Below are 25,728 nucleotides of genomic sequence, written 5' to 3'. Positions count from 1 at the left end.
AGTGAAGGGTGGCGCTAGGCCACAGTGGAGTAGGCAACAACGCCGCGACGAACCAGCTCAATGGCCTCACGGCAGATCCTTGCCACTCTGGGGTCGAGTTGGGGGATCTTGGCCAATTGGTCAAGGAGGTCCACTACCTGTTTGGCCCAACGGACAAAGTCGCCGGCGGCGAGGTCGGTTCCGCTCAGGACATCCTGCAGGTGGCGGCCCTTGGCCCACTTATACATGGGCCACATCAGTCCAAGTTCCGGCTCGCCCGTCAAAGGGAGCCTGTAATGTTCCTCGGTATCCTCCAGCTGGGACCATTCGCGGACGACAATATCCACGGCGGTCTCCAGCGAAACACTGGGCATCTTGGGCCGCAGGCCGCGGTCTTCGCGTTTGGCTTGGTAGACCAGCGTGCTGGCCAAGGACGCCAACTCGGCGGCATCGAGATCGTTCAATGCCCCGCGTCGGACCGACTGTGAAATGAGCAGATCCTTCTCGCCATAGATCCGGCGAAGCCGCTGCCCGTCGAAACTGATGCTGACGTGGCCGGCGTCGTTCGTCTCCAGGTAGCCATACGCGGAGAGCAGATCACACACGCGGTCGAAGGTTTTGGCGATGGTGTTGGTGCGGCTCTGGATCTGGCGGACCAGTCCGTCGGTTTCCTTCCGCAACTTCCACCAGCGCTCCGACCAGCGGGCGTGGTCTTCGCGTTCGCTGCAGCCGTGGCAGGGGTGGGCGCGCAGTGCACGCCTCAGATCGGCGATCTTCTTTTCCTGGTCGGGCAGGCGGGCCCCCAGGCCGAAGTCCTCGTGCCTGCTGTTGCGGCGGCTGTGCGGTGCATCTTCACTGATGGCGTGGCGCATGGAGGAGGCGAGGTCGCGGCGGGCCTTGGGCACCTTGGCATTGAACGATTTGGGTATGCGGATCCGCGTCACGGGCGAGACCGGTCCGTCGAGATCGTGCACGCCGATCCGGCGAAGCTGGTTATCCGAGGTCAGCACCGATGGCCGGGGCTCACGGGCATTCGGATCCACTTCGAGAACAACCGCATGGCCGGCCAGCCTGCCGCTGAAGATACTGATGACATCGCCGGGGATCAGCCGGGCCAGGGAATCGGCAACGTGGGACTTGCGGGCGCGCTGATGGTCGCGGGCCGCGAAATTCTCTGCGTCGCTCAGCTCCCGCCGGAGTTTTGCGTACTCGGTAAAGTCACCCAGATGGCACTGCATGGATTTGGCGTAGCCAGCCAGAGACTCTTCGCGCCCCCGCACCTGCCGGGCGATACCCACCACGGAGCGGTCTGCCTGGAACTGGGCAAAAGAGGACTCCAGGATTTCGCGGGCGCGAACACGGCCAAACTGGGCAATCAAGTTAATGCTCATGTTGTAGGTGGGCCGGAAGCTGGAGTTCAGGGGGTACGTCCGCCGTGAGGCCAGGCCTGCCACGGCTGCGGGGTCGGTCCCCGGCTGCCAGAGCACCACCGCATGGCCTTCGACGTCGATGCCCCGGCGTCCTGCCCGGCCCGTCAGCTGGGTGTACTCCCCCGCTGTGATATTGACATGGGCTTCACCGTTGAACTTTTCCAGTTTCTCCAGCACCACGCAGCGGGCCGGCATGTTGACGCCCAGGGCCAGCGTTTCGGTGGCGAAGACGGCCTTGACCAAGCCATCGGCAAAGAGTTTTTCCACCACTTCCTTGAAGGTGGGCAGCATACCCGCGTGGTGGGCGGCAAAGCCCCTGAGGAGTCCGTCGCGCCAGCCCCAGAAACCGAGGACGTCGAGATCGTCTGCAGGAATTTCGTGACTGGCTTCGTCCACGCGCTGGGCGATGATTTGTTGTTCACGCTCCGTTGTCAGCCATAGCCCGGAGGCTGCACACTGTGCGACGGCTGCGTCACAGCCGGCCCTGGAGAAAATAAACGTGATCGCAGGCAGCAGATCCTGGCGCCTGAGGCTCTCAATGACCTGGGGCCGGCTTGCCTTGCGAACCGGGCTGCGTTGCTCTGACTGCTGGCGTTCATCGCGGTGACGGTCCTGACGGCGGCGGCTGCGTCCCCCGTGGCCAAAACGGCCGCTCATGTTCATGCGGCTCTCGGAACGGGCCATGGCCAGCAGATCCGGATTGACCTCAAACTCAGGTCCAGTGACGGCCTGCTGGACTTTGGCGGCGGAGGAACGCTTGGCATGGACGTTTCGCCGGTCCGTGGGGGCGGGTTCGCTGGCTACCTCGGCGGCCTCGGAAATATCGGGCACCTCAGTCTCCGGCGCCCCGGTGGCGTGGGGTGCAATTTCATCGAAGGTGGTGTCGCCGGCGAAGAGATCAACTATTTCGCGGCCCACCATGACGTGCTGCCATAGCGGTACCGGCCGGTGTTCGGAGACGATGACGTCGGTATCACCCCGGACAGTATCCAGCCAGGCGCCAAACTCTTCAGCGTTGGAAACGGTGGCACTGAGCGAAGCCACCTGGACCTCGCTGGGCAAATGGATGATGACTTCTTCCCAGACTGCACCCCGGAAGCGATCAGCCAGGTAATGGACTTCGTCCATTACCACAAACCCCAGGTCGCCCAGGGTCTCGGAGTCTGCATACAGCATGTTCCGCAGGACTTCGGTGGTCATGACCACCACAGGGGCGTCGCCATTGATGGTGGTATCGCCTGTCAGCAGGCCTACGTTCGCAGCGCCGTATTTTGATGCCAGCTCCGAGAACTTCTGGTTGCTCAGCGCCTTGATGGGGGTGGTGTAGAAAGCCTTGAGGCCTCGTTCCAGAGCAAGGTAGATCGCGAACTCCCCCACGATCGTCTTGCCTGCCCCCGTGGGTGCTGCCACCAGGACGCCACGGCCCTCCTGGAGGGACCTGCATGCCTCGCGTTGAAAGTCATCCAGATCAAAATCCAAGGAACGGGCAAAGGCGCCCAGATAGGTTTTGGACTCAGAGGCCCGCTGCGCTGCAGCCTGGTAGCTCTCTGATGGTGATGGAGACCCGGAGATGGAGGACATGCATCAAGCCTAGTGGCCCACGGTCTAGAGATTCTCCAGATCCGATGCCGGGGTGGCGATGTCCGCCGTGGCTTCAGTCTCAGCTGCCCGCTTGATGGCACGGCGTTCACGGCGACGGTCGTTAAGGACGCAGACTCCAATGGCCGCAAAGAACAGGAGCAGCATGGGTGCTGCGAGATAGAACATGCTCATGGCGTCAGCGCCGGGAGCGGCCATCGCAGCGAACAAGCAGACCAGGAAGATGGTAATGCGCCAACTCTTGATGAGTTGCTTGCCTTTGACGATCCCGGCAAGGTTCAGCCCAACGAGCACCACGGGAACCAGGAAGGCGATGCCGAACGCCAGCAGGAGCCTCAGGACAAACGCCAGGTACACCTGGGCGGTGATGAAGTTGGAGGCACCCGACGGGGTGAAATCCGTCAACACCCTGACGGCATTGGGGAGCACCAGCCAGGCAAGGAGTACCCCGCCGACGAAGAGGGGTACGGCCGCGGCCACGAAGGCCAACGCCAAGCGCCGTTCCTTCTTGTGCAGCCCAGGCACGATGAAGGCCCAGAGCTGGTAGATCCACACCGGGCAGGCAAGGAGCACGCCGAGGAACACCGAGACCTGCACCATGAGGTCAAAAGAGCTGGCCACTCCGTCAAAGTTCAGGGTGGCGGCGCGCCCCTCCTTCTCGTTAAGGTCCTTGATCGGTTTGATCAGGGCCTCCAGAAGCGGTTGGTAGACGATGAAGCCCACCACGGTGCCAAGGATGATGCCGATTGCAGCCTTGAAGAGCCGGTTCTTCAGCTCCTTGAGGTGGTCAAGGAGCGCCATCCGGGCTTCGGGGTTGGCCTTGCGCCCCTTCGTTTCCACCACTTCTCTCTAGACGCGGTTGGAGGGCGGAACGTCAGTCTCGCCGGTGTTCTTGGCCTTGGCGTCCGGGTGGCCTACTACCTTGCCTTCAACGGCGTCGGAAGCGTCCTGGGAGTCCTTCGCTTCGGAAGAACCGTCCTTCTTCATTTCGCGGACTTCAGACTTGAAAATGCGCATCGACTGCCCAATGCTGCGCGCCATGGACGGCAGCTTCGGCGCTGCGAAGAGCACCAGAGCCAGGACGATGATGATGATGAGATGCCAGCCTTCGAGCCTCATGTGGGGAGGTCCTTTCCTTTTGGATACATCCTACGTCTATCTGAATTCAATGTCGTGCAGGGATTGGGGCTGACCCCGCTCTGCTTTGCGCTTGACGCGCCTTTGGCGACGAACTTCCTGGCGGAAGGCTTTGGCCGTCAGGTAATCATGACGCATCTGATCCGGTGAGGCAAAAATTGCGGACCCGGGCCCGGGGCGGTTTTCCGAGGTTTCAACGTCGGAGGTTTCGACGACAGGTGGAAGGTTGCTGAAACGTTTACCCGCGTCGCCCAGTTCATGAACAGTTGACATGAATTTTCTGAACAAGCGATACCCCAGCGTCAGGTGAAGCAGCAACGACAGGGCTATGAGCGCGATCCACAACAGGATCCAGAACCACCAAGGCATCTGAGTAGTCTAGCCAGCCGCGCGGTCGGACGGAGAGTCGTACTGCTCCAGGGCCACGTTAAGCCATGTCCTGGTTTGATCGCGCAGGGCCATGGGTTCCAGGATTCGGACGGAGCCGCCGTGCTGGGAAACGAACATGGGCAGCCACTCCGCTGTGCCGAACCGCACCTCGGCAAGGAGGCCGCCGTCGGACAGTTGCGCAGTGCGCTCCGCGTAGTAGTCATCCGCCAGCCCCAAACCCTGCCTGGTCAGGTGCAGCACCACCAGGACGTCGTCGTCGCTGGGCGTAAACAATCGGGCAGGGAAGTCCTGCTCTGCAGTGGCCGTCCCTGAGGCAGGGCGTCCGTTCGGTTCGACGATTTCCACCCTGTCCAGGCGGAAGTTCCTGATGCCTGCCTTGCTGTGGCAATACGCCTCGAAGTACCACGTATTATCCAGCGAATAGAGCCGCAGGGGGTCAACGTCCCGTTCGGTCAGCTCGTCCCGCTGCCGGGAAAGATACTTCAAGTGCAGTTGGCGGCCGTCCCTGATCGCCTGGGTAATGACGGCGAACGCCTGTGATTGCTCGGGCTCAACGGATTGGCCGGCTACTGCGCCAGCCAAGCGTCCCGCCTGCCCTGCAGCGCCAGTCAGCTTGATGGTGACGGATTCCAAGGCACTCCCTGGCTCGTCTTCGGAGACGCCCGCCAACGCCGGAAGGTCTCCCAGCATGGCCAGGCCGGTCAGCAAGGCAGCGGCTTCATCTTCGCTGAAGCGTACCGGGCGGTTCAGGTCCAGGTGCTCGGAGATGTACACATGGTCGTTTTCCCACTGGATGTCCAGGAGGTCATCCGGATATCCCTCAGGGAGTCCCGAACAGATGAGGATCTTCAGATCGTCTATCAGCGCCTTGCGGGTGATGCCGAAGTGGTCTGCCACTTCCTGGATGTGGAGACCCTGGTGATGGACCAGGAACGGGACCAGCTGCAGCATTCTGGCGAGTTGGTCCTCGGAGGTGCGCTTACGGGCACGCTGGGCCCGCGCGGCCTCCGGGAACACCACCGGTACGGGCGGTCCAGCATCGAAGTCCAGGGCACCTTGGAGGCGGCGCACGACGGCGGCACGCAGTTCAGCCGGGCCGTCCACCTTTACGTGCGGACCGTACGAGGCCAGCTCTTCGGCGAGAACCTCGGGATCCCGGAACTCCACCATAACGCGGTCCCGGGTGGAATCCACGGGGGATGTTTCGACCGCCCTTTTGCGCAAGGCGAGCAGGCGGTCCTTGTCGACGGAGAGCATGGCCCGCTGCACGGGTAATTCATGGAGGGCATCCAGCTCGGCCCTGGCATTGAAACCGACCGGCGGCTCGAAGCTGCTCCCCGGCACCAGGACCACCGCGGTAGTCATCCGTGAAAGCCGGAAGAGCCTCTTTGCTCCCCTCCCCCGGTCGAAGCCCACGAGGTACCACTGGCCAAAGCGGCTGCCGAGTCCCCAAGGCTCAACCTCGCGGACTTCTTCACGCCCGGTACTGACGGCGAGGTAGCCGAAGCGGACCGGATGGTTGCCATGCATGGCTGCCACGACGTCGTCGAAGGCTTGTCCTGCGGGTTTGATCCGGGGCTGGACCCCGGCGGGGAGGTCCACATCCGTGAAACCTCCTGCGGCTTGCAGCTTGCGGACGGCGTTGGCTGCCGCGGAGCCAAGTGCTGCCCGTTCCCACAGCTGCGCAGCGAGAAGCAACACGGTGCATTCTGCGGGCGTGAGGCTCACATCGGGCAGCCGGTTGGAGTCCTTGCCGATGCGATAGCGCGTGGACGCAGGGTCGTCGACACCGAAGTGGCGTGGATCCGTGAGTGTCTCGATCTCAAAGCCAAACTGTTTCAAATCCACTTTGTCGCGCTCGAACATGCGCCCGAAGGCAACGTCATTCTCTGCGGAATCGTGGTAGACCTTCTCGCGCAGGACGGAGCGTGGCAGGCCCACCCGGGTATTGAGCAAAGCCAGGAGAAGGTTCAAGAGTCGTTCAGTGCGGGATGCGGACACGGTTGCTACGTTACTAAAGTCCGGCGGGAAAGCAGCAAGGCGCGTCACCAACCGGTAAAACCGGAAAGTAACGCGCCTTGCCCTGAGAGGTGTCCTAGCGGACGGCCACGAGGTCTACAACGAAGATCAGTGCTTCGTTGGGCTTGATGGCTCCACCGGCGCCACGGGAACCGTAGGCGAGCTCCGAAGGAATCTCCAGGCGGCGGCGGCCGCCGACCTTCATGCCCAGCAGGCCCTGGTCCCAGCCCTGGATGACCTGGCCGACGCCAACGCGGAAGTCCAGCGGAGCGCCGCGGCCCCAGGAAGCGTCGAATTCTTCGCCGGTGGACCAGGCGACGCCAACGTAGTGGGTGGAGACGGTGTCGCCGGCTTTGGCTTCGGGACCGGTGCCCTCAATGAGGTCCGTGATCACGAGGTCGGTGGGGACATCGCCTTCAGGGAAGTCGATTTCAGGCTTGGTGCGGTCAAAGTCACGCTGACCAAATGACATGGTTGCTCCTTGGTGTGGGGTCGGATTGGTGTCAGGAACCAGCCTAAGCCAGTGCCCGGCAGTCTTGTCGACGTTTCGGTGGTGGTTACTTGACGCCGAGGATGTCGACGACGAATACGAGGTCGCCCTTGGCTTCGCCCTGACCGGTTTCACCGTAGGCCAGGTCCTGCGGGATGACCAGCAGCACGCGCGAGCCGACGGTCTTGCCTTCAAGGCCCTGCGTCCAGCCCTTGATGACGCCGGTGAGGGGGAAGCTGGTGGGCTCTCCCCGGTCGAAGCTCGAATCGAACTTGGTGCCGCCTACGAGGTTTACACCGACGTAGTTGACGGTCAGGGTGTCAGTGGCCTTGACGGCAGCTCCGGAGCCCTTGATCAGGTCCTGGGCGATGAGTTCCTTGGGCGCGGCGACGCCATCCACGGAAATCTGCGGAATGCCCTTGTCGTCTTCCTTCACGGTGGGCAGGCCGGCCGGAGGAGTCACTGCTTCACCTTCGGGCTTCTCCAGGACCGGAGCGGCGTCCTTGGCGGAGACGATCTTGAAGACCACCAGCTGTGTGCCGGCAGGGGTGTCACCCGAGGAATTGCCGGGGGCGGCGATGGCAACGTGGCTGCCGACCTTGGCGCCGATAATGGCGTTGTAGATCAGTTCATTGCTGGACTTGATCTGATCCGTCAGATCGATCGGCTGGGGGCCGTTCGCGTAGCCGTCCTCGAGGGTCTTGCCATCGTTGCCGTCCACGGCGACGTAGGCCAGTTCAGCCGTCTGCCCCGCCTTCACGCGGGCTCCATCGCCTTCGCTGACGACGTCAACCGTGGGCTCAGCCACAGTGAGGGGCTTGGAGAATTCAATGCCCGGCGCTTTGTCGTTGCCGTTGTCCGTTACCTTGACGGAGTCGAGCTTGGAGACGTCGCCTACGGACTTGCTGGTGGGCTCGGCCGCCGGCGTGCTCTCGCCGCCACAGGCGGTGATGAGCAAAAGGGCGGGCAGGAGGATTGCTAGGAGTCGGCGCACAAAAAGACACTTTCGTCGGGGCAAGGGACACTCGGAAGGGCGCTTTGCGCCTCCAAGCAGGTTGGGTCCCGTAAAGAGACCACTATCCAGAATAGCCCGTGAAGCTGGGAGTCAGCTCATAGAGTCCAGGAGCGCATCCACCCGCTCGTCGATGCTCCGGAACGGGTCCTTGCAGAGGATTGTCTGGTGGGCGCGGTCGTTCAGCTTCAGGTGGACCCAATCCACGGTGTAGTCACGTCCAAGCTCCTGGGCCCGGCGGACAAAGTCTCCACGCAGTTTCGCCCGCGTTGTTTGCGGCGGTGCGTCCACGGCGTCCTTGACCTCTGTTTCCGTGACCAACCGACGTGCTGCCCCCCGCGCCTGCAGCAGGAAGAAGATGCCGCGTTGCCGCGAGATGTCGTGGTAAGTGAGGTCAAGTTGGGCGATTCGTGGAGAGTCCAGGCTGAGGTCGTGCCGGTGCATGTACCCGTCCATTAACTTCTTCTTGATGGCCCAGTCCACCTCGGTATCAATGGTGGACGTGTCACCGCTTTCGATGGCGTCCAGCGTGCGCTTCCAGAGGTCCAGGATCAGCGGTACATGGGGATTGTGCGCCCCGTTGGTGGCGACAAATTCGGTGACTTTGGTGAGGTATTCGCGCTGGATATCGAGGGCGGTGAGCTGCCTGCCGTTGGCAAGCCTGACCAGGGCGCGGCCTGTCAGGTCATGGGAGATTTCGCGGATGCTGCGGATGGGGTTCTCCATGCGCATGTCGCGCATGATGACGCCCGACTCGATCATGCGGAGGATCAGGTCCACTGTTCCCACTTTGAGCAGTGCCGTGGTTTCGGACATATTACTGTCCCCCACGATCACATGGAGGCGGCGGTAGAACTCGGCATCGGCATGGGGCTCGTCGCGGGTATTGATGATGGGGCGGGACCTGGTGGTTGCTGAGGACACGCCCTCCCAAATGTGGTCCGCCCGTTGGGAGAACGCGAAGGTGGCCCCATGGGGTGTTTTGAGGACCTTGCCTGCACCGGCGATCAGCTGGCGCGTCACCAGGAAGGGAATGAGGATTTCAGCAAGGCGGGAAAATTCGCCGCGGCGCGGGATCAGGTAGTTCTCGTGGCTGCCGTAGGAGTTTCCCGCGGAGTCGGTGTTGTTCTTAAAGAGGTAAACAGTGCCATTGAAGCCCTCGGCCGCCAGCCTTGCCTGGGCCTCATCCACGAGGTCGTCCAGGATGAGTTCGCCCGCCCTGTCATGGGCAATCAGCTGTGCGAGGTCGTCGCACTCGGCCGTGGCATACTCCGGATGCGAACCCACATCCAGGTACAGCCGCGAGCCGTTGGTCAGGAACACATTGGACGAACGGCCCCAACTGACCACCTTGCGGAAGAGGTAGCGGGCTACTTCCTCGGGAGCCAAGGGCCGTGAATCCGGGCTGGAATAAGAGATCCCGAATTCCGTTTCGATGCCAAATATTCTCTTGTCCATCTCAAGCCTCCTCTGTGAGCAACCGGGTCATGTCCTCCGGCAAAAGCCTCCGGAACGCCCTCCGGGAACCGCGGTGGCTTTCGGATGCGCGGTACAGCACTGCAGCTTCGACGGCGGTGGCCGGCAGGGCATCGGCGTCCTTGTCCGTGGACAGGGCGCGCAGGGCCAAGCGCATGGCGCCGGACAGGGTGAGCTCAGGATCCCAGGCGCCGCTGACGACGTCTGAAATTTGCTCGGCGAGTCCACCCATGACCACGAAGCCGTTCTCGTCGGCGATGGAGCCATCAAACGTCAGCCGGTAGAGGTGGTCCTGCTCCTGCGTCAAGCCGACCTCGGCTACGGCGAGTTCCACTTCGAAGGGTTTCTGTTCAGCCGTGAACACGGCACCGAGGCTCTGGGCATACACGCTGGCCAGTCCGCGGGCGGTGACGTCCTCGCGATCGTAGGAATAGCCCCGGACATCGGCGTAGCGGACGCCGGCCTGCCGGAGACTTTCGAACTCGTTGTACTTGCCTACAGCCGCGAACGCGATTTTGTCGTAGATTTCACCAATTTTATGCAAGGACGGCGAGGGGTTCTCTGCGATCAGCGCGATGCCGTCGGCGCAACTGATCACCACTACTGACCGGCCGCGTGCGATTCCTTTCCGCGCGAAGTCCGCACGGTCCTTCATGAGTTGCTCAGGAGAGACGTAGAACTGCTGGGTCATCTCAGGCCTCCCGTCCGGCGATGGCGCGGGATTCGACGATGGCGCCCGCTATGGCCGCCAAATCCCGTTCCGGAACACGGCGGGTCCCGGCGCGGTTAACGGTGTAGACCACGGGCCACAACTGGCGGACTGGATCGGGGCCGCCGGTAGCGGAATCGTCGTCGGCGGCGTCGTAGAGGGCCTCAACAGCCACCGCAACGGCGGCTTCCTCGGAGAGGTTCGGCTTCCACAATTTCTTCAGGGCTCCGCGGGCAAACACTGAACCGGAACCCACCGAGTGGTGTTCCTGCTCTTCATAGCGGCCACCGGTGACGTCGTAGGAGAACAGCCTGCCCACGCCGGAGACGTGGTCAAACCCTGCAAACAGGGGAATGACCGCCATTCCCTGCATGGCCATTGGCAGGTTTCCACGGATCATGGCGCCAAGGCGGTTCGCCTTGCCCACGAGGCTGAGCAAAGTGCCCTCGATCTTCTCGTAATGCTCCAGTTCAACCTGGAAAAGACGGGTGATGTCGATGGCCAGGCCAGCCGTTCCGGCAATACCCAAGACGGAGTACTCATCCGCAGGGAACACTTTCTCGATGTGCCTGCTGGCGATGACATTGCCCATGGTGGCGCGACGGTCCCCCGCCATCAGCACGCCGCCCGGATACGTCAAGGCAACGATCGTGGTGGCGTGCGGTGAGGACGGGACAGTGCCGGCCGGTAAGGACTGATTGAACGGGAGGAGTTCGGGACGCGAGCGTTGGAGATGCTCCGTGAAAGAAGATGTTGCCTGGGTGGCCAGGGGGCCGGTTGATGGGTCCTGCATTGCTGCACTCCTTCGACTCTGCGTTCCGATGCCCGGCGGCCTCACGCCTGCCGGGCAGTACATCCTGTTGCGGGTCCGCTTACTGGCCACCCTTTTGGACAAACGCCCTGACGAATTCCTCAGCGTTGGATTCGAGAACGCCGTCGATTTCGTCGAGAAGGTCATCCACGCCCTGCGTTGCGTCCGAAGCCTGTGCCGCAGGTGCTGCGGGCGGGGCCTCAGGGACATCCACCTCAGTTTCGGTGTCCCGTGACTGTGGTTGTTGCTGCTCCTGTGCTGCCATTTTCTTTCTCCCTACTGTCAGTCTCCTGATGACGGAGACTTCCTACTGCCATATTGCCACGCTGCGGGCTGCTGCGTACGGCTTTGACCAGGCCCGGATCTTCCCGTGGCGGAGCGCCGTCAGCTCTTCGCCGGGGGTACATTCCGGCCCATCAACTCAGACAGGAAGGCGCCTGCATCCTGATGGCGCTCAAACAGCGCTCCGGTCAACGCCTCCGTGCCCCGGAGGGGTTCGCGGGTGGGGACCCGCTGCAGCTTGCCCAACCCGGGGACATCGAAAATAACCGAGTCCCAGCTTGCCCCGACCACGTCCTTGCCGAATTTCGAAACGCAACGGCCGCGGAAGTATGCGCGGGTGTCCGACGGCGGTTCGGTCACCGCCCGGGCGATGTCGGCGTCGTCGACGATCCTCAGCATGCGGTCCTTGGACAGCAGCCTGTAGTAAAGACCCTTTTCCGGCCTGATATCGGACCACTGAAGATCAACCAGCCCCAGCCGGGCGTCATCCCAGGACAGTCCGTCGCGCTTCCGGTACCCTTCCAGGAGCGACCTCTTGGCCACCCATTCAACAGAGGATGCGGCGGCATCGAGGTCGCTGCCCAGCGTCGTCAACGTTGATTCCCACCGCGTCAAGACACCATGGGTGTGGCCGTCTCCGGTCACGGAATCCGCCACTCCCGTTTCCTGGGAAAGTTTTGCTGCCGCCTCGTAGAACATCCACTGGATATCCAGGGCAGTCACCCTTCGGCCGTCAAGCAACCTCACTGTCGCCGTCAGCGTTGTGTCATGGCTGACGGACTGAAGTGCCTGGACGGGTTCGTGGACCTCGATCCTGGGCGCCTGGCCGGCCTCGATAAGGCTCACGACCATGGCAGTGGTGCCGAATTTGAGGTAGTTCGAGGCCTGGCTGAGGTTTGCGTCGCCAATGATGACGTGAAGGCGGCGGTACTTGTCAGCTGTTGCGTGCGGCTCATCCCGGGTGTTGATGATGGGGCGCCGGATGGTTGTTTCCAGCCCCACCTCTGCCTCGAAGAAGTCGGCACGTTGGCTGATCTGGTAACCGGGGGTCGAACTGTCCTGCCCAAGTCCAACGCGTCCGGCCCCACACATGACCTGGCGGGACACAAAGAACGGTGTCAGGCCGCGAATGATGTCGCCGAAGGGAACCGAACGGGGCATGAGGTAGTTTTCATGCGAACCATAGGACACTGACTTGTTGTCCGTGTTGTTTTTGTAGAGGTTGATGGGAGGCAGGCCGGCATCGGCCGCCACCTTCCGGACCGTGGCCAAGGCAACCAAGTCCCCAGCCGCATCCCACGCAACAACATCCCGGGGGTTGGTGACCTCAGGGCTCGAATACTCGGGGTGCGCATGGTCCACATAAAGGCGTGCACCGTTACCCAGGACCATGTTCATCAGCAAGGAACCGGACTCATCCGCGCCGTCAAGTTCCAACTCCTGGCGGCCATAGGCCAACGCGACTGCCTCGGCGTCGAGCACTGGTGGCTGGTCCGTCAGTTGGCTGGGGTCCGCCGCTGCCCGGTCCACGGTCCAGCCGCGGGCATCGTGCAACGGTTCCTCGTCGGTGTAGTCCCAGCGCGTTTCGGCTCCTCCGGCTGCCCGTTGCCGGGTGACTGCGGCATACGCCTGGATGATCCTTGCGGACATCATGGTGGCGTTCGCCCCGGGAGCCGATGGTGCATGGATGCCGTATTCAGTTTCGGAGCCCATGACGCGCATGGCACCGCCGGCGGGCAACTTCTCAGCGGGCGTACCTTCGGGTCTTGCTGTCACAGGTACTGGCCCGTGTTGGCAGTGGTTTCAATGGACTTGCCCGGTTCCTGGCCGGCTTTGCCCTGGACGATGGTGCGGATGTAGGTAATCCGTTCGCCCTTCTTGCCCGAGATCCGTGCCCAGTCGTCCGGGTTGGTGGTGTTGGGCATATCCTCGTGCTCACGGAACTCGTCCACCACGGCCCGCAGAAGGTGCTCGATGCGGAGTCCCTTTTGATTGTTGGTCAGGAGGTCCTTGATGGCGTACTTCTTCGCGCGGTCCACCACATTCTGCACCACGGCACCGGAGTTGAAGTCCTTGAAGTACAGCATCTCGGTATCGCCGTTGGCGTAGGTCACCTCAAGGTACTCGTTGGACTTCTCCGTTGAATACATGGCTTCCACGGTGCGCTGGACCATGGCATCGACGGTGGCCTGGACGTCGCCGCCATATTCGGCCAGGTCCTGCGCGTGGAAGGGCAGGTCGGTGGTGATGTACTTCGCGAAAATGTCAGCCGCTGCCTCGGCGTCGGGACGCTGTATCTTGACTTTCACGTCAAGGCGGCCCGGCCTGAGGATGGCGGGATCGATCATGTCCTCGCGGTTGGAGGCGCCAATGACAATCACATTGTCCAAGCGTTCCACGCCATCGATCTCACTGAGCAGCTGCGGAACAATGGTGGTCTCCACATCCGAGGAAACGCCGGTGCCGCGGGTCCGGAACAGCGAGTCCATTTCATCGAAGAAAACAACGACCGGGCTGCCATCGGACGCCTTTTCCCGTGCGCGGGAGAAGATCAACCTGATGTGCCGCTCAGTCTCGCCCACGTATTTGTCCAGCAATTCCGGACCCTTGATGTTCAGGAAGTAGCTCTTCAGGTCGGTGTTGCCGGCACGTTCCGCCGCACGCGCTGCCAGTGAATTCGCCACGGCTTTGGCGATGAGGGTTTTGCCGCAACCCGGAGGGCCGTAGAGGAGGATGCCTTTGGGGGCTTTCAGCCCGTGCTCACGGTAGAGGTCCGGGTGCAGGAACGGCAACTCCACAGCGTCGCGGATCTGTTCGATCTGGGGGCCGAGGCCACCGATGTCCTGATAGGTGATATCCGGGACTTCTTCGAGGACGAGGTTCTCCACTTCGGCCCGCGGCACCTTCTCAAGGGCGTAACCGGTGCGGGAATCCAATGACAGGGCGTCGCCGACCTTCAAGTGAACACTTTGCAGTGCGCCCGAAAGCCGGACCACCCGTTCCTCATCGGCCCGGCCCACCACCAGTGCGCGGTCCTTGCCGAGCATTTCCTTGAGCGTCACCAGTTCGCCGGCGCGTTCGTAGCCGAGGCCGGCCACCACCAGCAATGCCTCGTTCAGGAGGACTTCCTGCCCCACTGCGAGCTGGTTCACATTGACCAGTGGGCTGACACCCACCCGCATTTTCCGGCCGGAATTGAAGATGTCCACAGACTCTTCGGTGGCGGCCTGGCTGGAACTGCCGGCAGCCGGCTGTTTCCGCGGATTGATCTGCACCACGGTTCCGAAGCTGTAGGGGGGTTGGCCCTCCTGCTCCAGCGCGCCCTTCAACCGGAGGATCTCGGCCTTCGCGGTCTCCAGCATGCCCACGAGCTTGCTGTTGTTCTGGGTAACGGCTGCCAACTGGCGGTCAATGTGGCGAAGCTTGTCCCGGAGGATATTGATTTGCCGTTCGGCGACGGTCAGATCACTCGAGGGCTCGGGCGGTTGGACAGCGGAAAGCCCCCGGCTTGCTGCTTCTTCCGCTGCGGCGTGTGCTTCCTCCGGCGTCGGCCGTCCAAGGTCGTTGTTTGACGTATCCACGATTCATCAGCCCCTTCCTGCGCTTAACAAGACCTTAGTCCCGAAAAGCTCAGGGTGCTGGGTGACATTCGGAATGCGGACCCTATTGTGACCTTTGTCAGTTTGTGACTGCGGGATCGTCCTGGACGTTGGTGCCGGCGATGGCGTCACGGGCAGCCCGGCGGAGTTTCTTGTCGGATACTGACCGCTCCCCCACTGCGCCAGGGGTCCACGCGTTGAGGTCCTCTTCGCTGAACTCCGTCTTGGACGGGCGGCGCTTGACGGAAATTCCGGTGACACCGTCGGCGAGGCGGCGGGTCACCAGGAGGAAGCCGGTGTGGGCCACCATGCGGTGATCCGGACGGACAGCAAGGCCCTCGAGGTGCCAACCGCGGACCATCGATTCCCAAGCGTCAGGCTCGGTAAAGCGTCCGTCAGCACGGATGGCCTCGGCCGTGCGGGACAACTGGGTGACGGTTGCCACGTAGTTGATCCAGACACCGCCAGGCGCCAGGACGGTGGCCACGGCATCAAGGCACTCCCACGGAGCGAGCATGTCCAGGACCACACGGTCCACGGAGCCTGGAGCTTCAGCCTTGACCACTTCTTCCTGGAAGTCGCCCAGGGAGATCTGCCATGCCGGGTGTGGTCCACCGAAAATGGTCTCCACGTTGCCACGGGCGATGTCGGCGAATTCCTCGCGGCGCTCAAACGAGTGGAGGTAACCACCGTCACCCACGGCGCGCAGCAGGGAGATGGACAGGGCACCGGAGCCGACACCGGCTTCAACGACGCGTGCGCCCGGGAAGATGTCGGCCATGGTGACAATCTGGCCCGCGTCCTTCGGGTAGACCACAGCGGCGCCGCGGGGCATGGACAGGACGAAGTCGGAGAGCAGGGGACGCAGCGTCTGGTACTGCTGGCCAACGTTGTTGCTGACCACGGAGCCATCCACCTTGCCGATGATTTCGTCATGGTTCAGGAACCCGCGGTGGGTGTGGAAAGCACCACCAACCTCCAGGGTGATGGTGTTCATGCGGCCGCGCTCGTCAGTGAGCTGGACCCGCTCACCGACGCGGAAAGGGCCGCGGCGGCGGGCAGCGCCCGTCGGCTGCGCGGCCTGGGCGGTCATCGCCTGGCTCGCGGATGCCTCGTCGATGCCGGCGTTTGCTTCGGGGGCGGCGGTTTCGCTGCTCATGTACTGTTCCTCGCTCCTGTACGGCTTGGCCGCAACATCGTGCTGGCGAATGGGCGCCAAAAATCAATGGGTTCTTCGGTAAAACCGCCGGCATGCAACTCTACCGGCAAGGATGTCAGGGGCGCCCGCTCCTGCGGGCTTCTTTGCCTGTTATGGCCGTCACAACCGCCTGCTGGCGCAGAAGCCCTGTCACGATTCCGTTGTGGTCCACCACAGCGTATTCGCCGCCCTCCAACCGTGCCAAGTACTGGATCAGCTCCTGGCCTTTGGACCATTCCGGGACGTACGCCCCGGCGCCGAGGGCGTGGGCCACTGCCGTGACCGGCGTCGTCGCCGTTGACTGGGGAGGCACTGCGGCCGCTGCGCCGAAGTCCACTACGCCCTGCGGCTTGCCATCCGGTCCACAGATCACGACGGCGGGACTTCCGGACGGTGATATGTCCAGGACGTCGGCCACGGTGGCTGAGTTCGGTAGGCCCACGGCGCGCTCTGCGAGGCCCGCGGCGCTCACCAGGTAAAGGCGGCTGCGGAGCTTCGCGTGGTGAATTGAACTGGAAGCGCCCATCCACAAGAATCCGCAGACGAGGACAGTGATCAGCATGAGGTTGATGTCCAGGGGTGAACCGCTGAGGAGCGGCAGGCCGATGAACCAGATGACCAAGGCGGCAACGATTATGCGGCCGGACCAGCCGGCGGCGATGGTGCCTTTGTCCTGGCTGCCCGTTGCTTTCCACACAGCCGATTCCACCAAACGCCCGCCATCCAGGGGAAGGCCGGGGAGGACATTGAAGAGGCCGATGAGGAGGTTGGCCCACATCAGGATGTTGGCCAGGATGTCGGATACACCGCTGAGGACGCCAGTAGAGAGTACGGCCCACATCCCGGCCGCCAAGACGAAGTTGGAGGCAGGGCCGGCCAGGGCGACCACTACTGAACGTCCGGGCGAAGCCGTGAAGTTCTCGAATTGGGTGTGGCCACCCCAGAGGTTCAGCACAATCTTCTCCGTGGGCCAGTTGAACACTTTGGCGCTCAAGGCGTGCGCCAGCTCATGGACCAAGACAGAGACGGCCAGCAGCAAGGCGTATCCCAAGGCAACGAAGTAGGCTCCGATGCCGAGATCCGGCATCCGTACCAGGAGCGCGGGTCCGTACACGATGACCGTGAAGCCGGCGATCACGAACCACGAGTAGGCGAGAAAGACGGGAATGCCGGCGATTCGTCCGAGGGGGATGCCGTCCCTCTTTTTGCTGTGCGAGTGATGCGGTGTCGAGGGACTGCTCACCTAGTTGGCCCCTTCGAGGAGGTTTGCTGCCTGAAAGCGGTCAACGACCAATTGCTGGACATCGGATGAGGTCCTGCCCACCAAGGTGTCCCACATGACCATCCGGTGATCCTCGGGCAGCGGTACCTGATGCGGAATACCCACGGTGATCACGCCCGAAGCGATGGCCGCGGTTGCGCCCGGAACGGAATCCTCCAAGGCGACGCAATGATGAATGGTGAGGGACGGGTCGTCCAGCCGGAGCCGTTCAACGGCCGTAAGGTACGCCTCGGGGTGCGGTTTTCCGTTGGCGACGGTATCCCCGGTAACCATGAACTCGAAGTAGGGTTTGGGCAGGCTTTCCACTACAACGCCGGCCAGCGGGCCCTCGGACATCGTCACCAGGGCGCAGCGGATGCCGGCCTGCTGGAGCTCATCCAACAGTTCGCGCGCACCCGGGCGCCACGGAACTTCCTTGCGGACCTGCTCAATGACCTGGGCGCTGAGGGTATCCACGATCTTACGGGCTTCAAGCCCGACTCCGGCGGCTTGCAGGACAGCAGCAGAATGCAGCAAAGACTGCCCCACCAACTGCATGGCTTGCTGGTGCGACCAGCTGCCTCCATGTGCCTCAACCAGCGCGCGCTCGGCAGCGATCCAGTAGGGTTCGGTGTCCACGAGTGTGCCATCCATATCCCAGAGCACGGCTTTGAGGTGGGGCTGGCTGGGTGAGGAATGCATGGTTTCCAGTCTACGTGGAACCTGGCCAAGGGCTGTCCGTGCTTTGCGCTGTGGGCGAATCGGTGACACGCATTGACATCAAATGCCATGCATCCACGAGGGTCTTGGACGTAGGGTGAGTGGATGAACAGTGTGGACGGGACCCCCGAAGGACAGGACATCACCGCGGAGCCCGAGCGTTTCCTCAAGGAACCCGCGGAAGGCCAGCGTGTCACCGTAATGCTCGCCGCGTTTGAGGGCTGGAACGATGCCGGTGAGGCGGCCAGCGATGCGCTGCACTATTTGAACAAGCTGTGGGATGGCAAGAAGGTTGCCACTGTGGACGCCGAGGAATACTACGACTTCCAGTTCACACGGCCCACCGTGAGGCGAACCTCTTCCGGTGCCCGCAAGGTCAAATGGCCATCAACCCGGATCTACAAGGCATCAGTACCGGACAGCAACGTGGACGTGGTTTTCGTCCTTGGAACGGAACCTTCGTACCGTTGGCGTGCCTACACCACGGAATTGCTGGTCCATGCCGAAGCACTCAAGGTTGACTCCGTGGTCCTGATTGGCGCATTGCTGGCTGACGTGCCCCACAGCCGTCCCATTCCGGTGAGCACCACCACCGAGGACAGCTCATTGCGGGAGCGGCTTAATCTTGAGGCTTCCCAGTACGAGGGGCCGGTAGGCATCGTCGGTGTGCTTGCTGAATTTGCCATGCTTGCGGGCCTGCCGACTGTCTCCCTGTGGGCAGCAGTCCCCCACTACGTGGCCCAGCCGCCCTCTCCCAAAGCCCAGCTCGCCATTCTGCACAAGGTCGAGGATCTGCTGCAGGTTCCGTTGGACAGTCTGGCCTTGGCTGAAGAATCGGAAGCCTGGGAGCGCGGAGTGGACGAACTCGCTACCGAGGACCCGGAAATTGCCGCGTATGTACGTCAACTGGAGGAGGCCAAAGACACGGCCGATCTTCCGGAAGCGTCCGGGGAGTCCATTGCCCGCGAATTCGAGCGGTACCTCAAGCGGCGCGGTAAGGACCGACCCTGACCCCTGCTGCCGTCATAAACCGGCAACGGCCCCGACGAAGCGTCGGGGCCGTTGCTGCTTCCTACGGGTTTTGGGCGTGTTTCTGCGGACTTTGCGGCCTCAGAGTTCAACGCCCAGCAGCGCATTAATGGCGTCAGATATCACGGCACGGTCCTGCTCGGATGCCGGAGCATTGCCCCGCAAGGTGTCTTCTGCCCATCGATCGATTGCGGAGATGGCACCGGGAGCGTTGAGGTCGTTGGCCAGCTCCTTGCGCATCGCGGCCACCAGTGGTCCCGCCGAACCGGCCTGGGCATGCTCCGTTGCTTCACGCCACTGCGCCAGCCGTTTCTTGGCTGCCGCAAACTCCTCATCGGTCCAAGACCAGTCCGAACGGTAGTGGTTGGCCAGAATCGCCAGGCGGATGGCCGGCGGTTCTTCTCCAGCCGCGCGGAGCTTGGAGACAAGAACAAGGTTGCCCTTGGACTTGCTCATCTTTTCTCCGTCCAGACCCACCATGCCTGCGTGCGAATAGTGCCGCGCCAACGGCACTCCGGACAGAGAGTAAGCATGGCCTGCTCCCATTTCGTGGTGCGGGAACACGAGGTCCGAGCCTCCGCCCTGGACGGTAAAGGGTGCCGGAAGATACTTCTGTGCAATGACCGTGCATTCGATGTGCCACCCGGGCCGGCCGTCTCCGAGGGTTCCGCCAGGCCAACGCGGTTCGCCTTCACGGGCCACGCGCCAGAGCAGCGGATCAAGTGCATGGCGTTTTCCAGCCCTTGCGGGATCTCCGCCGCGTTCGGCGAACAGCGACAGCATCTCTGTTTCGCCGAGTCCCGACACATCTCCCAGTGTCCAGGCGTCTGTCGCGTCCGAGCGCTTGCCGGCCATTTCGACGTCGTAATAGACATCGCCGTCAGGCTCACCGTCAGCACCAGGAACGCGGTAGGCAACGCCGTCGGCAATGAGGCGCTCGATGGCGGGAACGATATCCGGGATGGCCTCAACGGCGCCGATGTAGTGATTGGGTGCAAGGACATTAAGTGCGTCCATGTCGGTCTGGAAAAGCTCGATCTGGCTCTGGGCCAGTTCGCGCCAGTCCACTCCCGTGGCGGTGGCGCGCTCCAGCAGGGGGTCATCGATATCCGTGACATTTTGGACGTAGGAGACGCGGAGGCCAGCATCTCGCCAAGCCCGGTTCAATAGGTCAAAGGCCACGTAGCTTGCCGCGTGACCCATGTGTGTCGCGTCGTATGGCGTGATGCCGCAGACATACATGGACTGTTCCGGTTGCCGTTCAACCTCCACTACTCGGCCTAGGGCTGTGTCGAACAGCCGTAATTGCGGCATGCTGCCGGGCAGCTCAGGAACAGGGCGGGAGGTCCACGATTTCACGGTTCAACCTTAGTGCTAGGCGCTGATGACATTGAAATACAGCAAGACATACAAGGCCAGGCCCAAGAGGATCCGATACCAGACGAACAGCCGGTAACTGCGGGTGGAGACGAACTTCAGGAACCAGCCAATAATGATGTAGCCCACCACGAAAGCAATGACCGTAGCCATCGCAGTCTCCGCCAGACCGTATGGACCGGCCAGACCATCGTTCGAAACCGTCTTGTACAACTGGTACAGGCCACTGCCGAATACGGCGGGGATGGCCAGCAGGAACGAATACCTGGCAGCGGCTTCACGGGTGTAGCCCATGAGCAGTCCGGCGGTGATGGTTCCACCGGAGCGGGAGACACCCGGAATCAAGGCCATGGCCTGGGCGAACCCGTACAGGATGCCGTGCTTGTACGTCAGTTGTGTGAGATCCCTCTCCTGCCGCCCGATCGCGTCCGCAACAGCCAGGATCATGCCGAAAACGATCAGCATGGTGGCGACGATCCACATGCTGCGCAACACCGACTCGATCTGGTCCTGGAACAGCAGGCCCAGGACGATGATCGGGAGGCTGCCCAGAATGACCAGCCAGCCCATACGGGCATCGGGATTGCTGCGTTCCACTTTGCCGATGAGGGACCCGAACCAGGCACGGACGATCCTCACGATGTCGCGCCAGAAGTAGACGATGACGGCGGTTTCGGTTCCCAACTGCGTGATGGCAGTAAACGCGGCGCCGGGATCGGAAGCATTCGGGAGGAATGAGCCGACGATCCGCAGGTGTGCGCTCGAGGAGATCGGGAGGAATTCGGTGAGGCCCTGCACCAGGCCCAGCAAGGCTGCTTCTATCCAGTTCACGTGAATAGACCCTACGTCATGAAGACTGGGAACTCCCCGTAAGCTAGCAGCTATGCAGCAGCGTTATGTCGGGAACAGTGGGTTCCGCGTGTCCTCCTTGTCCCTTGGAACCATGTCCTGGGCACAGGAGACCGATGAGCAGGACGCTGCCGAAGTCCTCCACACATTTGTCGCTGCCGGCGGCACCGTGGTTGATACGGCGGCCTCCTACGCCCATGGGCAGGCCGAGGCCATGCTGGGTTCCATGTTGGGCGACGTCGTGGCCCGCTCCGAACTGGTCATCTCCACCAAAGCCGGCGTGTCGTCGTCGGACTCACGGCGCAGCATTAATGCTTCACGCGGCGCCATGCTGTCCGCGCTCGATGCCAGCCTCGCACGGTTGGGAACCGACTACATCGACATCTGGTTCGCCCACGAATGGGACCCGAACGTGCCCCTCGATGAGACCCTTTCAGCGCTGGAACTTGCCCAGAGGACCGGACGTGCCCGGTATGTGGGAATTTCCAACTACAACGGCTGGCAGACCGCCAAAGCCGCTGCTGTGGCAGGATTCACCCTGGTGGCCAACCAGTCGGAGTATTCCCTGGTCCAGCGCAAGGCGGAAGAGGAACTGATCCCTGCCGTGGAGGACGCCGGATTGGGCCTGATGGCGTGGGCGCCCTTGGGCAGGGGTGTCCTCAGCGGCAAATACCGTGGCCAGATTCCAGCGGATTCCCGTGCTGCGCAGAACCGGCTGGCTGCCTATATTGAGCCGTACCTGGAACCGAGGGCTTCCCGTGTGGTGGAAGCGGTGGCCATGGCTGCCCGCGGGCTGGGTCGCACCCCTATGGATGTCTCCCTGAGTTGGCTGCTCTCCCGTCCCGGCGTGGCAACGGCAATCGTCGGGCCGAGGAACGCCGTCCAGCTCAAGGAACTGCTGGACGCGCAATTGACGGTTTTGCCTGCGGAGATAGGACGTGCCCTGGAGGACGTTTCTGCCCAGTAAGCCGGTCTATTGCCGGTCCAGGATGTCCAGCAAATAGCTGCCGTACCCGCTCTTGGCCAGCTTTGCCGCCTGCTGTCGGAGTCCGTCGTCGTCCAGGTAGCCCATCCGCCAGGCAACTTCCTCAGGGGCGCCGATCTTTAAGCCCTGTCGGTTCTCAGTGGTGCGAACGTAATTCGAAGCATCGTTCAGGTCGCTGAAGGTCCCCGTATCCAACCATGCGGTGCCGCGGGGGAACTTCTGTACGTGCAACCGGCCGAGGTCCATGTACATCCTGTTGATGTCCGTGATCTCCAGTTCGCCGCGCGGGGAGGGTTTGAGGTCCTTGGCCATGGCAACTACGGAATTGTCGTAAAAGTACAAGCCGGGGACGGCGTAATTGCTTTTGGGTATGGACGGCTTCTCTTCAATGGATACCGCCAGGCCGTCGTCGTCGAACTCCACCACCCCGTAGGCGGACGGGTCCTTGACCCAATATCCGAAGATGGCACCGCCGTCGACATCCACGTAGTGGCGTAACTGGTTGCCCATGCCGGGTCCATTAAAAATGTTGTCCCCGAGGATGAGGGCCACTTTGCCGGTCCCGATGTGCCGCTCCCCCAGGATGAACGCCTGGGCCAACCCGTCCGGCGTCGGCTGTTCTGCGTACGTCAGGTTGATGCCGAACTGTGAACCATCGCCCAGGAGCCGCTGGAACTGGGTGGCGTCGCCGGGTGTGGTGATGATGAGGACATCGCGGATACCGGCGAGCATCAGTGTGCACAACGGGTAATAGATCATGGGCTTGTCGAACACGGGGACCAGCTGTTTACTGATTCCGAGCGTGATGGGATGGAGCCTGGAACCCGTTCCACCTGCAAGAATAATTCCTCGCAAACCTGCCGTCCTCACCTGTGCCCTGTCCCGCCGCGGACGGCTACTCTAGGGCCATGCAGAGAATCCTTGTCACCGGCGGGGCCGGATTCATCGGATGCAACTTTGTCCACTACATCATGGGGCACACCGGCTTCCATGTCACGGTCCTGGATAAATTGACCTATGCAGGCAATATCGAATCACTTGCCGGGTTGCCGCCTGAACGCTTCGAATTTGTCCAGGGTGACATTTGTGATGCCGCAGTGGTGGATCCGCTGACTGCCGCCGCGGATGCCGTGGTGCACTTCGCCGCCGAGTCCCACAATGACAACTCCCTGGAAGAGCCCCGGCCTTTCCTCGACACCAACCTGCTGGGAACATTCACCCTGATCGAAGCCGCGCGAAAGCATGGCACCCGGTTCCATCACATCTCCACGGACGAGGTGTACGGCGACCTTGCCCTGGATGAACCGGGCCGGTTCACCGAAGAATCCGTTTACCGGCCCACCAGCCCCTACTCCGCCACGAAAGCCGGCTCGGACCTGCTGGTGCGGGCATGGGTCAGGTCCTTCGGCCTCAAGGCGACCATCAGCAATTGCTCCAACAACTACGGTCCCTACCAGCACGTTGAGAAGTTCATCCCCCGGCAGATCACCAACATCCTGGAAGGCACGCGGCCGCGCCTCTACGGCAATGGCCGCAACGTGCGCGATTGGATTCACGTCGAAGACCATTCCTCGGCAGTGGTGGCCATTCTTGAGGGTGGCCGAGTGGGCGAAACCTACCTGATTGGAGCCGACGGAGAACGGTCCAACAAGGAGGTGGTGGAAAAGCTGCTGTCCCTCGCCAACCAGCCCAGTGACGCCTACGATCTGGTGACCGACCGTCCAGGCCATGACCTGCGCTACGCCATCGATTCAAGCAAGCTCCGCCGGGAACTTGGGTGGTCGCCCCGGTTTTCGGATTTCGACGGCGGCCTGGCTGCCACCGTTCAGTGGTACCGGGACAACGAAGCCTGGTGGCGGCCCCAGAAAGCCTCAACGGAATCCAAATACGCCGGCCAGGGCCACTAAGCCGTGGAGCCGGTACAGCAGTTGCGTTCACGCACCACGCCGATCCCAGGGCTGGTGCTTTTCGAGTTGCCGGTTCACGGGGATGACCGTGGATGGTTCAAGGAAAACTGGCATCGCAAGAAGATGCTGGACCTGGGGCTCCCGGACTTCGGGCCGGTGCAAAACAACATCTCCTTCAACACTGCGCGCGGAACCACCCGGGGAATCCATGCCGAACCGTGGGACAAGTTCATTTCGGTTGCCGCAGGGAGGATCTTCGGCGCATGGGTGGACCTGCGCGAAGGGCCCGGCTTCGGCACCATGTTCTGCGCGGAAATGACGGCCAAGGACGCGGTGTACGTTCCCCGTGGTGTTGGAAACGCCTTCCAGACCCTGGCAGACGACACGGCCTACACGTACTTGGTTAATGACCACTGGAGTGCTGAGGCGCAGAAGGACTACACCTTCCTCAATGCAGCCGACGACCACGTAGCCGTTCCCTGGCCCATTCCGTTGGACCGTGCTGTTCTGTCGACCCAGGACAAGGGCCATCCACGCTTGCCGGACGTAAAGCCCATGCAGCCACGGCGAACGCTGGTCCTCGGAGCGGACGGGCAACTGGGCAAGGCCCTGCGGGGGGAGTATGCCGGGGATGCCAGCGTGGACTTCGCCGGCCGGGCAGACTTCGATCTCACATCGTGGGAATCGTATGCGGCACGGGACTGGCGGAAGTACTCCACCATCATCAATGCGGCGGCTTTTACGGGTGTTGACGCCGCCGAAACCGCAGAGGGCCGTGCGGCTGCCTGGGCCATCAACGCAACCGCAGTGGCCCGCTTGGCGAGGACCGCCGTCGAGCATTCACTGACGCTGGTTCATGTTTCCAGCGACTACGTCTTCGACGGAACTGCCGACGTTCACCGGGAGGACGAGAACCCGACGCCCCTGGGTGTCTACGGCCAGAGCAAAGCAGCTGGAGAGACAGCCGTGGCGACGGTCCCGCGGCACTACATCGTGCGGACCAGTTGGGTAGTGGGTGAGGGCCGAAACTTTGTTCGAACCATGGCTGCCTTGGCCGCCCAAGGAGTTTCGCCGTCCGTGGTTGATGACCAATGGGGCAGGCTGAGCTTCGCCGTCGACGTCGCTGCTGCCATCCGTCACCTGGTGGACTATCGGGCCCCGTACGGCACGTACAACGTCAGCAACAGCGGCGAGCGGGCATCCTGGGCCGGCGTTGCCCGGGATGTGTTCCGGCACTGCGGGGCCGATCCCGTCCGGGTGAACCCCGTCAGCACTGCGGACTATGCCAAGCCTGGTACCGCGCCGCGCCCCCGCAGCAGCGTCCTGGACCTGTCGAAGATCCGGGCTGCCGGATTTGACCCGGCTCCAGCGCCCGTGCGCCTGGCGGAGTATTTGGACGGCCTGGAACCCTAGCGGCGTCCGGAAAAAGGGCCTACAGTGGCCGTACGGCAGCCCGCCTGAGGCAGGCC

23 protein-coding genes are annotated in these 25,728 nt (G+C 62.5%); 4 read left to right on the top strand and 19 right to left on the bottom strand.

The genetic code is table 11. From position 1 onward, the window contains the following. Positions 1-14: 14 nt before the first annotated feature. From QEH68_RS11110 to QEH68_RS11035, 16 genes are all read right to left on the bottom strand, one after another. Positions 15-2,990 carry a DEAD/DEAH box helicase gene (locus QEH68_RS11110; protein ID WP_280622874.1) on the bottom strand — a complete coding sequence of 992 codons (2,976 nt, stop codon included), beginning with the start codon at positions 2,988-2,990 and terminating at the stop codon, positions 15-17. A gap of 24 nt (positions 2,991-3,014) precedes the next feature. Next, entirely contained in the window at positions 3,015-3,851 is an 837-nt protein-coding gene (gene tatC, locus QEH68_RS11105) for a twin-arginine translocase subunit TatC (protein WP_280622873.1), read from the bottom strand. A 6-nt stretch (positions 3,852-3,857) separates the two neighbouring features. Beyond that, the gene (tatA, locus tag QEH68_RS11100) at positions 3,858-4,127 is read right to left on the bottom strand and encodes a Sec-independent protein translocase subunit TatA (protein ID WP_280622872.1); all 270 of its coding nucleotides are present in this window, start codon (positions 4,125-4,127) and stop codon (positions 3,858-3,860) included. A gap of 36 nt (positions 4,128-4,163) precedes the next feature. Next, positions 4,164-4,514, bottom strand: coding sequence for a hypothetical protein (locus QEH68_RS11095; RefSeq protein ID WP_207593586.1), 351 nt, complete (start codon positions 4,512-4,514; stop codon positions 4,164-4,166). A gap of 9 nt (positions 4,515-4,523) precedes the next feature. After that, positions 4,524-6,536 carry a WYL domain-containing protein gene (locus QEH68_RS11090; RefSeq protein ID WP_280622871.1) on the bottom strand — a complete coding sequence of 671 codons (2,013 nt, stop codon included), beginning with the start codon at positions 6,534-6,536 and terminating at the stop codon, positions 4,524-4,526. Between the two features lie 94 nt (positions 6,537-6,630). Continuing rightward, on the bottom strand, positions 6,631-7,026 hold the full coding sequence (locus tag QEH68_RS11085; RefSeq protein WP_017200957.1) for an FKBP-type peptidyl-prolyl cis-trans isomerase: 396 nt from the start codon (positions 7,024-7,026) through the stop codon (positions 6,631-6,633). An 85-nt stretch (positions 7,027-7,111) separates the two neighbouring features. After that, positions 7,112-8,038, bottom strand: a complete 927-nt coding sequence (locus QEH68_RS11080) for an FKBP-type peptidyl-prolyl cis-trans isomerase (protein ID WP_280622870.1) — start codon at positions 8,036-8,038, stop codon at positions 7,112-7,114. 111 nt (positions 8,039-8,149) lie between these two features. Then, positions 8,150-9,514, bottom strand: coding sequence for a Pup--protein ligase (gene pafA / locus QEH68_RS11075; protein WP_280622869.1), 1,365 nt, complete (start codon positions 9,512-9,514; stop codon positions 8,150-8,152). 1 nt (position 9,515) lies between these two features. Then, the gene (gene prcA, locus QEH68_RS11070) at positions 9,516-10,223 is read right to left on the bottom strand and encodes a proteasome subunit alpha (RefSeq protein ID WP_207593582.1); all 708 of its coding nucleotides are present in this window, start codon (positions 10,221-10,223) and stop codon (positions 9,516-9,518) included. 1 nt (position 10,224) lies between these two features. Continuing rightward, on the bottom strand, positions 10,225-11,034 hold the full coding sequence (gene prcB / locus QEH68_RS11065; protein WP_207593581.1) for a proteasome subunit beta: 810 nt from the start codon (positions 11,032-11,034) through the stop codon (positions 10,225-10,227). Between the two features lie 79 nt (positions 11,035-11,113). Continuing rightward, positions 11,114-11,317, bottom strand: coding sequence for a ubiquitin-like protein Pup (locus QEH68_RS11060; protein ID WP_026540702.1), 204 nt, complete (start codon positions 11,315-11,317; stop codon positions 11,114-11,116). Between the two features lie 119 nt (positions 11,318-11,436). Beyond that, entirely contained in the window at positions 11,437-13,056 is a 1,620-nt protein-coding gene (dop, locus tag QEH68_RS11055; RefSeq protein ID WP_280628001.1) for a depupylase/deamidase Dop, read from the bottom strand. A 50-nt stretch (positions 13,057-13,106) separates the two neighbouring features. Continuing rightward, positions 13,107-14,915 (bottom strand): proteasome ATPase, encoded by a 1,809-nt coding sequence (gene arc, locus QEH68_RS11050; protein ID WP_280622868.1) that lies wholly within the window; start codon positions 14,913-14,915, stop codon positions 13,107-13,109. A gap of 97 nt (positions 14,916-15,012) precedes the next feature. Beyond that, a complete protein-coding gene (locus tag QEH68_RS11045) occupies positions 15,013-16,092 on the bottom strand; it encodes a tRNA (adenine-N1)-methyltransferase (RefSeq protein ID WP_280622867.1) in 1,080 nt (359 codons plus the stop codon). A 115-nt stretch (positions 16,093-16,207) separates the two neighbouring features. After that, positions 16,208-17,374, bottom strand: a complete 1,167-nt coding sequence (locus tag QEH68_RS11040; protein ID WP_280622866.1) for a site-2 protease family protein — start codon at positions 17,372-17,374, stop codon at positions 16,208-16,210. Next, complete coding sequence (locus QEH68_RS11035) at positions 17,375-18,094, bottom strand: HAD family phosphatase (RefSeq protein ID WP_280622865.1); 720 nt, start codon at positions 18,092-18,094, stop codon at positions 17,375-17,377. Positions 18,095-18,217: 123 nt separating this feature from the next. Between QEH68_RS11035 and QEH68_RS11030 the strand changes: the two genes are divergently transcribed. Continuing rightward, positions 18,218-19,123: a PAC2 family protein gene (locus QEH68_RS11030; protein ID WP_207593577.1), complete on the top strand. Its 906-nt coding sequence runs from the start codon at positions 18,218-18,220 to the stop codon at positions 19,121-19,123. A gap of 99 nt (positions 19,124-19,222) precedes the next feature. Here the strand turns inward: QEH68_RS11030 and mshC are convergent, their stop codons facing one another. Continuing rightward, the gene (mshC, locus tag QEH68_RS11025; RefSeq protein ID WP_280622864.1) at positions 19,223-20,500 is read right to left on the bottom strand and encodes a cysteine--1-D-myo-inosityl 2-amino-2-deoxy-alpha-D-glucopyranoside ligase; all 1,278 of its coding nucleotides are present in this window, start codon (positions 20,498-20,500) and stop codon (positions 19,223-19,225) included. 15 nt (positions 20,501-20,515) lie between these two features. Continuing rightward, a complete protein-coding gene (locus QEH68_RS11020; RefSeq protein ID WP_207593575.1) occupies positions 20,516-21,349 on the bottom strand; it encodes an undecaprenyl-diphosphate phosphatase in 834 nt (277 codons plus the stop codon). Between the two features lie 52 nt (positions 21,350-21,401). On the opposite strand from QEH68_RS11020, the gene QEH68_RS11015 reads away from it, so the two are divergent. Continuing rightward, on the top strand, positions 21,402-22,334 hold the full coding sequence (locus tag QEH68_RS11015) for an aldo/keto reductase (RefSeq protein WP_280622863.1): 933 nt from the start codon (positions 21,402-21,404) through the stop codon (positions 22,332-22,334). A 6-nt stretch (positions 22,335-22,340) separates the two neighbouring features. On the opposite strand, the gene rfbA is transcribed toward QEH68_RS11015, so the two are convergent. Continuing rightward, positions 22,341-23,207: a glucose-1-phosphate thymidylyltransferase RfbA gene (rfbA, locus tag QEH68_RS11010; protein WP_280622862.1), complete on the bottom strand. Its 867-nt coding sequence runs from the start codon at positions 23,205-23,207 to the stop codon at positions 22,341-22,343. A gap of 53 nt (positions 23,208-23,260) precedes the next feature. Between rfbA and rfbB the strand changes: the two genes are divergently transcribed. After that, on the top strand, positions 23,261-24,259 hold the full coding sequence (gene rfbB, locus QEH68_RS11005; RefSeq protein WP_207593572.1) for a dTDP-glucose 4,6-dehydratase: 999 nt from the start codon (positions 23,261-23,263) through the stop codon (positions 24,257-24,259). Positions 24,260-24,262: 3 nt separating this feature from the next. Next, entirely contained in the window at positions 24,263-25,672 is a 1,410-nt protein-coding gene (locus QEH68_RS11000) for a bifunctional dTDP-4-dehydrorhamnose 3,5-epimerase family protein/NAD(P)-dependent oxidoreductase (RefSeq protein WP_280622861.1), read from the top strand. The last annotated feature ends 56 nt before the right edge of the window (positions 25,673-25,728 follow it).

The sequence above is a fragment of the Paenarthrobacter sp. OM7 genome, from assembly GCF_029873575.1.
Taxonomy (GTDB): Bacteria; Actinomycetota; Actinomycetes; order Actinomycetales; family Micrococcaceae; genus Arthrobacter.
The sequence above is the reverse complement of the archived record's forward strand: the minus strand, read 5'-3'. Positions and strand labels throughout refer to the sequence as shown.

Excerpts from the sequence above, each read along its gene's own strand:
- QEH68_RS11110 (WP_280622874.1), bottom strand. The coding sequence starts at position 2,990 with ATGTCCTCCATCTCCGGGTCTCCATCACCATCAGAGAGCTACCAGGCT.
- tatA (WP_280622872.1), bottom strand. The coding sequence starts at position 4,127 with ATGAGGCTCGAAGGCTGGCATCTCATCATCATCATCGTCCTGGCTCTG.
- QEH68_RS11095 (WP_207593586.1), bottom strand. The coding sequence starts at position 4,514 with ATGCCTTGGTGGTTCTGGATCCTGTTGTGGATCGCGCTCATAGCCCTG.
- QEH68_RS11085 (WP_017200957.1), bottom strand. The coding sequence starts at position 7,026 with ATGTCATTTGGTCAGCGTGACTTTGACCGCACCAAGCCTGAAATCGAC.
- pafA (WP_280622869.1), bottom strand. The coding sequence starts at position 9,514 with ATGGACAAGAGAATATTTGGCATCGAAACGGAATTCGGGATCTCTTAT.
- prcA (WP_207593582.1), bottom strand. The coding sequence starts at position 10,223 with ATGACCCAGCAGTTCTACGTCTCTCCTGAGCAACTCATGAAGGACCGT.
- prcB (WP_207593581.1), bottom strand. The coding sequence starts at position 11,034 with ATGCAGGACCCATCAACCGGCCCCCTGGCCACCCAGGCAACATCTTCT.
- QEH68_RS11060 (WP_026540702.1), bottom strand. The coding sequence starts at position 11,317 with ATGGCAGCACAGGAGCAGCAACAACCACAGTCACGGGACACCGAAACT.
- dop (WP_280628001.1), bottom strand. The coding sequence starts at position 13,056 with ATGCGCGTCATGGGCTCCGAAACTGAATACGGCATCCATGCACCATCG.
- QEH68_RS11045 (WP_280622867.1), bottom strand. The coding sequence starts at position 16,092 with ATGAGCAGCGAAACCGCCGCCCCCGAAGCAAACGCCGGCATCGACGAG.
- QEH68_RS11035 (WP_280622865.1), bottom strand. The coding sequence starts at position 18,094 with ATGCATTCCTCACCCAGCCAGCCCCACCTCAAAGCCGTGCTCTGGGAT.
- QEH68_RS11030 (WP_207593577.1), top strand. The coding sequence starts at position 18,218 with ATGAACAGTGTGGACGGGACCCCCGAAGGACAGGACATCACCGCGGAG.
- QEH68_RS11015 (WP_280622863.1), top strand. The coding sequence starts at position 21,402 with ATGCAGCAGCGTTATGTCGGGAACAGTGGGTTCCGCGTGTCCTCCTTG.
- rfbB (WP_207593572.1), top strand. The coding sequence starts at position 23,261 with ATGCAGAGAATCCTTGTCACCGGCGGGGCCGGATTCATCGGATGCAAC.